The following is a 10,180-nucleotide window of genomic DNA, read 5'->3' on the forward strand; positions in this document are numbered from 1 at the left end:
GGTAATCGGAGGGATTGGGTACTGGGTATCGGGGATTGGGTACTGGGTATTAAGAAAATTCTTCCTAGTCCCTAGTCCCTAGTCCCCAGTCCATAGTCCCTTATCCCTAACGATGAGCCAGTGTTTGTTCCTGTGCTTGCAACCAACCCGCTTCATCATTTTTAAAGGGTGAAAGGGCGCGCAAACGTTCGACAATTTCTGGCATAACCGCAATTACTTGATCGATTTCGGCTTCTGTGGTGTAGCGGCAAAGGCTAAAGCGGATGGAACCATGCAAAGTGGTGTAGGGTAAGCCCATCGCCCGCAAGACGTGGGAAGGTTCCAAAGAGCCAGATGTACAAGCTGAACCGGATGAGGCACAGATACCGTATTTGTTAAGCAGTAGCAGAATCGCTTCTCCTTCAATGTATTTGAAGCCAATGTTGGTGGTGTTTGGCAATCTCTGCGTTGTATCGCCGTTAACTTCACAGTCAGGAATTTTGGCGAGTAAGGTTTGTTCTAGGCGATCGCGCAGCCTTCTTTCTCTCTTAGTCGCTTCTTCTAAATGTAACATTTCCAGTTCGGCAGCTTTACCGAGAGCAACAATCCCTGGAACGTTCTCTGTTCCGGCACGCCGTCCCCGTTCTTGGTGTCCACCAATTAAGAAGGGACGGAATCTCACGCCGCGCCGCACATACAAAGCACCAATCCCTTTAGGTGCATGTATTTTATGACCAGATAATGTCAGCATATCTACGGTGCTATTCTTCATATTCAGGGGAATTTTACCCACTGCTTGCACCGCATCGACATGAAATAAAGCACCATATTCTTTGGCACGTAAGCCAATTTGCTCGATGGGGAAAACCACGCCAGTTTCGTTATTGGCATACATCGTGGTTACCAAAGCTGTGTTACCTGTCAAGGAAGCTTCTAGCTCATTGAGATCCAATTGTCCCTGACGATTTACCGAAAGATAGGTAACACTGTAACCTTGGGTTTCTAATTGTTTGCAGACATTGAGTACTGCTGGGTGTTCAACTTGGGTAGTAATAATGTGGCGTTTGTCTGGTTGTGCCAACAGTGCAGCGCGAATAGCTGCATTATCACCTTCAGTACCGCAACTAGTGTAGACAATTTCGGACTCATCTGCTCCCAAAAGGGCTGCAAGTTGTTCTCTTGCTGTTTTTACTACTTTGGCAAGTTGTCCGCCAAAGGTGTGCATACTCGAGGGATTGCCGTAATATTCCGTTAAGTAGGGCAAAATCAGCTCTACAACTTCTGGATCTACCTTTGTGGTGGCATTATTATCGAGATAAATGCAGTTGCTTTGCATTGGCTTTAATTTAGGAATTATGAATTATCAAAGATGAAGGATGAAGGGAGAAAGGTGAAGTATCAAGCTAGTCTTTCACAGGCAGTTTGAGGATCAACCAAGTATGAAAATTTTATCTCTTCTGCCTTATTTTCCCGTGGTGTTCTAGATTTAATACTTCATCCTTTATATTTTATCCCTCATAGTTCACCTGGGGTTGACGTTTTTGCAACTGCTCAGAGAACTTCTGAGAATAAAAGTATCCACTATCAAATATAATAAAGGTTGTGTCTATGCTCTTTTATGGAAAGTTGGGGTTACGCAAGGGTTAGCGGTGAGGAGCAGCAAACAGATAAAGGTGCGTTGCGTAAACAAATAGAACGCTTGCAAAATGCTGGATGTTCAAAAGTATACTGGGATATTCAGTCACGGACAACCGAAGTCAGAGAAGGACTACAACAATTAATTCATGACTTGAAGACATCTGCAAAGGGTAAGGTAGTATCTCTGCAATTTACCCGGATTGATCGGATAGGCTCATCATCACGTTTGTTTTATTCATTGTTAGAAGTATTGCGTTCCAAGGGAATTAAGCTCATCGCTTTAGATCAAGGAGTTGATCCAGACAGTCTGGGTGGAGAATTAACTATTGATATGTTGCTCGCTGCTGCCAAATTCGAGGTGAGAATGGTAACGGAAAGGTTAAAGAGTGAACGCCGTCATCGCGTAACCCAAGGGAAAAGTCATCGAGTTGCACCATTGGGATACCGCATCCACAACGATAAATATGTACGTGATAATTCTCCATGCGTTTGCTTGTTATCAGAAAGAAGAGAATTAACTGTATCTGACGTAGCTAAATATATTTTCAATACTTTTTTTGAATGCGGTTCCGTTGCGGCTACCGTGCGTAAATTGCACTCAGATTTTGGCATAGAAACAAAAGCTTTTGATTGGCATAAACCAGAGAAATCTTCACGAATTATTAGTGACGACGACTTAGATACAATTGTCTTTACACCAGCTAAAGCTAACCACCCTCTGCGTTATCCTTGGTCTGGATTGAGATGGTCAATTCCTGGTTTAAAAGCATTATTAGTCAACCCTGTTTATGCAGGAGGCTTGCCTTTTGATACTTATGTAAAATCAAAAGGTAAGCGCAAACATTTTGACGAGTGGAAGGTAAAATGGGGAACCCACGACGATGAAACTATCATTACCTGCGCGGAACACGAACAAATAAAACAAATGATCCGCAGTAATCGCCATAACCGATGGGCTTCTAGAGAAGATAACGAAATCAACCCATTTTCTAATTTAATTAAATGCGCTCATTGTGGAGGTTCAATGACGCGCCATGCAAAACGAGTAGATAAGCAAGGACAAGCTATCTATTATTATCAGTGCCGTTTGTATAAAGCTGGCAACTGTAGCAATAAAACTATGATTTCATCAAAAATATTAGATATCCAAGTTGTAGATTTATTGGCACAGGAAGCCGAACGTTTAGCCAACTTGGTAGAAACAGATGAGCCAATTATTATAGAGGAACCGCCAGAAGTCAAAACTCTCCGCGCATCGCTGAATAATCTGGAAACCTTACCACCAAGTTCAGCCATCGAACAAATCAAAAATGACCTCAAAGAACAGATTGCGATCGCACTCGGAGCAAGAAATAACGCATCTAGAGAATCCTTGATTGCTAAAGAACGCATTATCCGGGCTTTTGCTAATAAAAGTTACTGGCAAGGACTGAATGCTCAAGATAAAAGAGCAATCCTCAATGGTTGCGTCAAAAAAATCTGCGTAAATGGTAACTTTGTCACAGCCATTGAGTATCAGTACTAGTACCGCAAGGCGGAATTCAAAATTCAAAATTCAAAATTCAAAATTAAGACAGAGTAAGCGTTTTGTGGATTTTGTAGACGCGGAGCGGCTTCCCGTAGGGTATGGTCTATTTATTTACGCCGTGCTGTACTAGTTCAAGACTTGGTCAAGTCGCTTCTCCTACGGAGACGCTGCGCGAACGCTCCAATTCAAAATTCAAAATGACGCTAGAGGACTCGCTACCGCTGCGCTAACAAAATTCAAAATTAATTTTCTAGCTTGAAGGACGGCAAATCATCACCCCTTCTTTCTGTGTCTGGGCTTTGGGATTACTGCCCATAGCGCGAACCGTTATCGTTGGTTCATAACCAGGGTAACAACGCACTAAAACTGTATCTTGCGATCGGGTTACATACAGAACATAAACTTGTTTACCTCCTAGTACGGCAGGTACAAGGCTGGGGGGAAGGGCGGCAGTTGCAACAACTGTTGATTGCTCAAGAGACTTTACATCTGACTGTTCAGATAGAACAGAGTTGTTCCCAAGTAACTGCAAACATATCAGTACTAGCGCCGTAATCGTGACCAGTACGGCAGAAAATTTCGGTGTGAGTTTGAACATAGTTTATTTCACCTTTTGGGTAAGAGTTCCCTAATTAGCTTTAGTAAGCTTCGCTGAGTATATGTGCCATTGACGCTGCTCTGGAGTTGAGCCAGGAACATTATTCACTCGCCGTAACACATAGCTACCGCGAAATCGCTGCGGCGTTCCATCAGCAGTAACGGCAGTAACAGTAACAGGAATATTAATGTACAGTGAACCTGCTGCCCCTTCTAATTTACCTGGTTCTCCAACTTCTACAGCAACAGATGCGGTGTTAGCAAAACCCTGCTGAAACTGCTCAAATGATTGTTGGCTAGCAGCGCCATCTCCTGACCAAGTTGAGTAGGCTTGTTTATAGTCGCGAATAGCGATCGCACTATAATAATCACGAATGACTTTAACTGCTTCTTGCTCCATCTGGCTATCAGCAGTGTTTGGTGTGGGTGAGACTGGTGAGGAAGTTGGACTAGATGTGTCTGAGATATTGGCAACTGATGGGCTATTCACAGAAGATACTTGTGATGTGCCAGAGTTATTACAGCCTGTAATGGCGATCGCCAGTAGCATACCACCAACGACTCTACGCTGCTGTTTTAACCATATAAATAAAGGAAAGTAGATATTTGTCAAACATACCTCCTAGCAAATTTGCTGATTGCTTTTCTAGATCCAGCATATCGAAAATGCATAGGATACTGCCATTGACAATTTAATATGAATATGCATCGAAATTATCTGTAACGACCAATATAGCGGGTAATTTCGGTAAATCACCAAGCGATCGCACTGTAAATCACCAAATCCATAGCGTCAAAAGCATCCAAGGTAAAGCAGTTTGCGCTTGTCTCCCTATGCTCCAAGCTAAAATCAAAACAAACTGGAAAAATCTTGCTATGGTAGCCTCTCAACAACCGCAAAAAATGACCATTGAGGAATATCTTGCATGGGAACCCCTGCAAGACCTTCGCTACGAATATGTCAACGGCGAAGTGTTTGCCATGACAGGTGGTACAATTCCCCACAATGACATTGCACTTAACTTATACACAGCTTTACGCCCACATTTACGTGCTAGAGGTTGCCGAGTGAATGTGTCTGACGTAAAAGTGCAACTTACACCTACAAGTGCTTACTATTATCCTGATGTTGTTGTCAGTTGCGATCCTCAAGACCTCAATGCTCGGAAATTTATTCAAAACCCAAAAATCATTGCCGAAGTTCTCTCTCCTGGTACAAGTAGCAAAGATAGGGGAGAGAAATTCACTAATTACCTGCAAATGCCTTCTTTGCAAGAATATTTATTGATAGATTCCGAAAAAATCTCTGTCGAACGCTACTGTCGGGGAGAGGGAAGAATGTGGCTTTACTATCCCTACACTGAGGGAGATATAGTTACCCTATCCAGCATTGAATTTGAAATTGCGATCGCACTACTATATGAAGATGTTGCATTAGGAGCAGAAGCAGAATAGATTACTTGACAAAGTGATGGGTAAAGTATGTATAAAATGATATATATATAATATTCGGAGTGTTGAGGGAGCGATCGCTACTTCCTCCCCCAACAATTGTGATAGCCGTACCCCTACGGGGAAGCAAGCTACGCGTAGCGTCTCTCTCCATAAGGCTTAAGCTTCGCTTATCGCAATCCTCAGCCATTCTGTACCATCCAAACAAGTTTGCCCAAAATTTGCTCAACTGGTGGTAGTGGATAATCATTCAAGTCAATGGTTACAGTTTGTCCTTCAAGTTGGAGAAAGCGCCAAACTGTACCACTCGTCACCGTTCCGTAAATTGTAGAAATTGGCTGCTGCTTCTGTTGATTAAAGCGTTGGGAAGCTACCATCTCCGCTAAACATTGTCCCAGTCCTGGTTTGAGGTCTTCTTTCTTTGCTTCCACTAAAACCACCGAGCAAAGAACTTGGATTGACTGGGGAAATTTCTGGTAGAAAGCGATCGCCTTCAACAATCGTCAGTTGAAAATCTTCTACGGCTTTACTCAGAGTAAATTTACTATAAGGCATAAAAGTTTTCCCAATCTGTTTTCAAGCTAGCGCGATCGCCTCTTTCATCCTTCTGCTTTTAGCCCACAGCATAGTCACTCATTTCCCGCATGAAAGGAGGATGAAAACCTAGCACAATATCTTGTTTTGGTACGCCCAAATCGACTAAATCTGCGGCGATATCATGCTCCGTTGAATTGTAAAAAATCCAGATTTTATAGTTGCGAATATCAAGATGTATTACACAATCATGCACCCAGCGCTTATGCTGCCAGCCTAGATGCACAATTTGATAGTGATTTCGCTGCGTATCAAAAATAGTCTCAACCTCAATCTCACCGTAAGCTGGCTTACTTAGAGCGTAACCCATCAACAATTGCTGTACTATTTGCTGATAGTTGGTTAATTTATCCGTCACTCCTTCCATAGTGAAATTTGCTCCAATTCAATATCGTAAACAATTATTTTTACGGAATTTTCTTGCAGCATTGATGCTGGAAAATCAAGTTGAAAGAAACTGTTATAGATTAGATCGGGTACAGCTAGATAGAGAATGCGAGCGGGTTCTTCACGACGCAATGCAGCCCGATAGTTAATAAACTGCCCTAGTGCTGTATGAAACTCGGAAATTGCCGAAGCACTAGCCAAAAAACTTTTGACTTCCACCGCAATTTTCTCATCTCCTCGCTCTGCTGCCAGTAATCGTTCTGCTCCCAAGTCAATTTCCATATCTACACCACCTACTTTCATCTGAAGCGGATCGTGAGTTATATTCCACCCATCCTTAGTAAGTGCTGTCTTAACAACTTGATGAAAACGATCCTTAGCCACAACAGAAGATTCAATCTAAAAGTGCAATTCAAAGCTATCACACCAAGCTGTCATAGCGATCGCACTACTGTATGAAGGGGTTGCATTGAGCGCAGAAGCAGAATAGAGTTTTTGACATCAAAGAACAGATTGCGATGATGAGCAACAAATCATGCATCTAAACAGTTTTTGATTTCTCAGGGGTAGACTTTACGAATTATTAATTTCAACGCTACGCCAAACCAGCTTGAAAAATCTGGATCGGGGTGAAATTTAATTCGGGAAAGGTTTGGGAGACAATGCGATCGCTATCTCGAAACTTACTGATCTGATATTCTCCATCCACTAAGTTACAGATAGAGATTGTGGGTTGTTTGGGGTTACCGATAAAATTACGTCCACCCAACGCCGCATAGTCTATAATCCAGTATTCAGGGATACCCATCTCTTCATAATCAGCATATTTCAAGTGGTAATCATCCCGCCAATTGGTTGATACAACCTCAATTACCAAAGGTATTGATGCAGCATTACTGACAATAGATTCTTTTTTCCATAATTTTTCATTTGCCAGATTTGCACGATTTAGCACCAACAAATCTGGAAAGTAACCAGAATCTTTTTCGGGAGGTCTAACTATAGCTTGGTTCGGGACAATGTAGGGGAGTCCTAGACGTTTGATTTCAAAAGGAATTTCGATACCTAAAAACCCTTTAACTTCTTCGTGTTCCCCTACTGGTTGTGCCATTTCCACGATTTCCCCATTATGTAGTTCGTAGCGTACCCCAGAATTTTCACGTAGGCGATCAACAAATTCCTCAAAGGTTACTAGCTTGGGTATGGCTTGGGTCATAGATGATAAAGAATTACTTAAAACCATAGAAATATTATCTCTAATCTAGGGGAATGCAGACAGCTTTTCCACCAGGGTTAAGTACAACTGAGGAAGATATGATTACTCTATCCAGCATCGAATTTTAATTGGCGATGCCTGCGGTGGGCGTAGCGATCGCACAACTATATGAAGGAGTTGTATTGGGAGCAGAAGCAGAATAGATTACTATTTCACCAATGACTGTTGAAAAGTCTTGATTGCATCCACATGATTCACCATATTAATGCAGCGTAATAACAAATCTATGTCAATACCTTTCAATTCCTCACTATTGCTAACTTTTTCATAGTGAAGCGCATTGCCCTCATAGCGCAGGTGATAGACTTCTAACACACTATCTTCCCACAACCATACTTCTGGAATCTTTAACCGCTTATATGCTTCTAGCTTGTCGATTCCACCACTGGTAAACACCACCTCAATCACCAAATCTGGACGCACTCGACCTGGAGCCAGTTTATAAGATTCATCTGCCTCACGCTTGACAGCACCGGCTTCACTTTCCAAAGTCATTGAGCCAGTTGGGGTAAAATCAAATCCCGCCATCAGCAAATACAGTTCCACTAATGCCGCAATTCTTTTTTTAACAGTTTCGTGGGGTTCTCCAGGCATTCTGCGTATCTCCAAAACACCATTCAGGAAAGACAGCCGATATCCTGGACGGTCTAACAACTGCTCAACGGCTTTAAACTCTCTCCAAGTCAATCCCTCAAACAACAAGGGTGATTCTTTTATAGGTGTTGTGATCGTTGCTGGGGTCATAAAAGTCTCCAGTCTGTTTCCAGATGAGAACTAATCAGCTTTGTTGGTCAATTATCTGATTGTAACTTCTTGTTAGGAGAGCTAACCACAAGGATTCGGTTAGCTGGCGATCGCAATCATTGATTATTCTTCCTTTGAGAGTTTTTTGGTTACTGTAGTCATAGCGATCGCCCACTGCGATGAGGAGGGTCTTATCAAGACTACTATGGATAAACTACAGATAGCATTAGCTCAACTACGAAATTCTAACCCAGATATTAAAGAGGCAGGGCTAGATAAAATAGGAAATATTCAACCTGATAATGCCTTTGAAATTATATTACCTTTTATATCAGATTCTAATCCAGAAATACGCTCAACAGCAGCTTGTAACTTAGGAGGGATTGATGATAGCCGTAGCGTAACACATCTAATTGATTTAGCCAAAAATGACCCAGAAGAAAAAGTTCGTAGTGAAGCTCTATCTGCATTAGATAATTTTAGAATTCCGGAAATATTAATATGTTTAATTAATGAAGTTCATCGAGTAAAAAAATCACGAAGAGCAAGACAAATAGTTGCACAGCAACTTCAGCATTATGATGATGAGAGATCAGTTGATGCCTTGAGTCTTTTGCTACTTGAAGATGAAGATGTTTACGTGCGTATATTTGCAGCTGATTCTCTTTTGGCACTAAATCGTTCTAGACTACTTAATGTTTGGCAAAAAGCTTTAGATGATGAAAACACGTATGTTATTGAAGTAGCAAAGAAAGCAATTGAGAATTTACAAAACTCCGAAGAATTGCTAGAAGCTGGCTAAATTATTAACTGAATGTAAAATAGGGGATGAAACGTGCGATCGCAATTACGATGGAGTTAAAATGCGATTACCCTAAGGTTTACTGCAATATCAAAACCATTTGATCAAATGTGCGATCGCAACGTGGATGTACCCATCGTTACTAGGCAGTTTTGTTTTTGGACTTTGTTTTTTCTGGGTCTGGAATATCCGAGTTAGATTTTAGCTCGGCTTTACGTTTTTCCCATTCCAGAACTGTGCGAATTACCACTTGTGACCAAGATTCGTAAGCCATAAGCACCGTTATTTGTTAATTTGAGGATAGCGAAAGTTGAATTTTTTTTTGTTCATTGCAAGCAATTGCTTGCGAGTAGAATGTTTGCAAAGAACAAAATTTTAGAAGTAGTTGAGATAGGGGAACTGAAGAGATAACCACAGGACTACAGCACTTGAGATAGGGTAATGTGCAGTTTAATGGTAGAGGTAGTAGCGTTGCAGAAATTTTCTTTGGAGATGCAACCCTGTTAAAGAGTTAGGTGTTATGTAGCGACTTCAAACAATTTGCTTATGAATTGTACTTGAGTAATTATATTAATCAAGCGTTTCAGCCACAGTATAAGAAGACTTGAGGTTTTCTAACTCTTGAAAGCTCAAAGAACGCAATTCATCTGTTTGCTGCTTGACTATGCCTAAAAATTCCTTAAACTGAGGACATGATTGGCACTTTACCTGAGTTCCTGGGATTAAACATTCACACACAAACATTGGTCTTTCTTTAAAAGTGCGATCGCAGTCACTACATGCATATTTTTGTAGGCCATCCACTCTACCAATTTTCACAAGCTGAGTGGAATTGCACCTAGGACATCCAATCCCATAAGTTTTAGGTTGTGGTTGCCATTTCTTTAGAGCTTGTTGCATAGCAACTTCGCATCTAAGAAGAATTAGATGTGATATATGCTTCGAGGCGATCGCTAAATAGATGAAGATGAAAGTTTATAATACTCAGCGTGGCATACACTGGTAAATGATGAGTGTTAATTGCCTACAGATGTATTCTAGCGGCTTTCCTATGGTGATGTGGTGGAGCAATGGAGATAGAGCGATTGTAAAGCCTGAGTAAAATTTTCTGCGTATACTGAGACAATAGACAACCTAGAGCGATAAAATATTGGTAACATTATAGACACATAGATTTACTTAG

At 41.4% G+C, this 10,180-nt stretch carries 13 protein-coding genes and 1 pseudogene; 3 read left to right on the forward strand and 11 right to left on the reverse strand.

All coding sequences use genetic code 11. From position 1 onward, the window contains the following. Nucleotides 1-106: 106 nt before the first annotated feature. Nucleotides 107-1,315, reverse strand: a complete 1,209-nt coding sequence (gene nifS / locus AACU25_RS24605) for a cysteine desulfurase NifS (protein ID WP_096580153.1) — start codon at nt 1,313-1,315, stop codon at nt 107-109. A gap of 282 nt (nt 1,316-1,597) precedes the next feature. Between nifS and xisF the strand changes: the two genes are divergently transcribed. Next, nucleotides 1,598-3,142, forward strand: coding sequence for a fdxN element excision recombinase XisF (gene xisF / locus AACU25_RS24610; RefSeq protein ID WP_096580156.1), 1,545 nt, complete (start codon nt 1,598-1,600; stop codon nt 3,140-3,142). 253 nt (nt 3,143-3,395) lie between these two features. On the opposite strand, the gene AACU25_RS24615 is transcribed toward xisF, so the two are convergent. Further along, a complete protein-coding gene (locus tag AACU25_RS24615; protein WP_096580158.1) occupies nt 3,396-3,743 on the reverse strand; it encodes a hypothetical protein in 348 nt (115 codons plus the stop codon). A gap of 30 nt (nt 3,744-3,773) precedes the next feature. Then, a complete protein-coding gene (locus tag AACU25_RS24620) occupies nt 3,774-4,355 on the reverse strand; it encodes a hypothetical protein (RefSeq protein ID WP_190445938.1) in 582 nt (193 codons plus the stop codon). Between the two features lie 263 nt (nt 4,356-4,618). Between AACU25_RS24620 and AACU25_RS24625 the strand changes: the two genes are divergently transcribed. Then, a complete protein-coding gene (locus AACU25_RS24625; protein WP_096583990.1) occupies nt 4,619-5,197 on the forward strand; it encodes a Uma2 family endonuclease in 579 nt (192 codons plus the stop codon). Between the two features lie 179 nt (nt 5,198-5,376). Here AACU25_RS24625 and AACU25_RS24630 read toward each other — a convergent pair. From AACU25_RS24630 to AACU25_RS24650, 6 genes and pseudogenes are all read right to left on the reverse strand, one after another. Then, nucleotides 5,377-5,637: pseudogene (locus tag AACU25_RS24630) on the reverse strand (hypothetical protein); the annotation flags it as partial. Continuing rightward, on the reverse strand, nt 5,549-5,749 hold the full coding sequence (locus AACU25_RS37005; protein ID WP_422641126.1) for a hypothetical protein: 201 nt from the start codon (nt 5,747-5,749) through the stop codon (nt 5,549-5,551). The pseudogene AACU25_RS24630 and the gene AACU25_RS37005, both read right to left, overlap by 89 nt. 58 nt (nt 5,750-5,807) lie before the next feature. Continuing rightward, nucleotides 5,808-6,155 (reverse strand): XisI protein, encoded by a 348-nt coding sequence (locus AACU25_RS24635; RefSeq protein WP_096580162.1) that lies wholly within the window; start codon nt 6,153-6,155, stop codon nt 5,808-5,810. Next, nucleotides 6,143-6,559, reverse strand: a complete 417-nt coding sequence (locus tag AACU25_RS24640) for an element excision factor XisH family protein (RefSeq protein WP_096580164.1) — start codon at nt 6,557-6,559, stop codon at nt 6,143-6,145. Before AACU25_RS24640 ends, AACU25_RS24635 begins: the two co-directional genes overlap by 13 nt. Nucleotides 6,560-6,770: 211 nt before the next feature. Further along, entirely contained in the window at nt 6,771-7,391 is a 621-nt protein-coding gene (locus AACU25_RS24645) for a Uma2 family endonuclease (RefSeq protein WP_096583993.1), read from the reverse strand. Nucleotides 7,392-7,598: 207 nt separating this feature from the next. Continuing rightward, nucleotides 7,599-8,195, reverse strand: a complete 597-nt coding sequence (locus tag AACU25_RS24650; protein ID WP_096580166.1) for a Uma2 family endonuclease — start codon at nt 8,193-8,195, stop codon at nt 7,599-7,601. A 205-nt stretch (nt 8,196-8,400) separates the two neighbouring features. On the opposite strand from AACU25_RS24650, the gene AACU25_RS24655 reads away from it, so the two are divergent. Then, on the forward strand, nt 8,401-8,997 hold the full coding sequence (locus AACU25_RS24655; RefSeq protein ID WP_096580168.1) for a HEAT repeat domain-containing protein: 597 nt from the start codon (nt 8,401-8,403) through the stop codon (nt 8,995-8,997). A gap of 142 nt (nt 8,998-9,139) precedes the next feature. Here AACU25_RS24655 and AACU25_RS24660 read toward each other — a convergent pair whose 3' ends face one another. Both AACU25_RS24660 and AACU25_RS24665 read right to left on the reverse strand, forming a co-directional pair. Continuing rightward, nucleotides 9,140-9,271, reverse strand: coding sequence for a hypothetical protein (locus tag AACU25_RS24660; RefSeq protein ID WP_321206836.1), 132 nt, complete (start codon nt 9,269-9,271; stop codon nt 9,140-9,142). 296 nt (nt 9,272-9,567) lie between these two features. After that, on the reverse strand, nt 9,568-9,897 hold the full coding sequence (locus AACU25_RS24665) for an IS1/IS1595 family N-terminal zinc-binding domain-containing protein (RefSeq protein ID WP_096580170.1): 330 nt from the start codon (nt 9,895-9,897) through the stop codon (nt 9,568-9,570). Nucleotides 9,898-10,180 lie beyond the last annotated feature (283 nt).

It is taken from the genome of Tolypothrix tenuis PCC 7101, assembly GCF_963874875.1.
Lineage (GTDB): Bacteria > Cyanobacteriota > Cyanobacteriia > Cyanobacteriales > Nostocaceae > Aulosira > Aulosira tenue.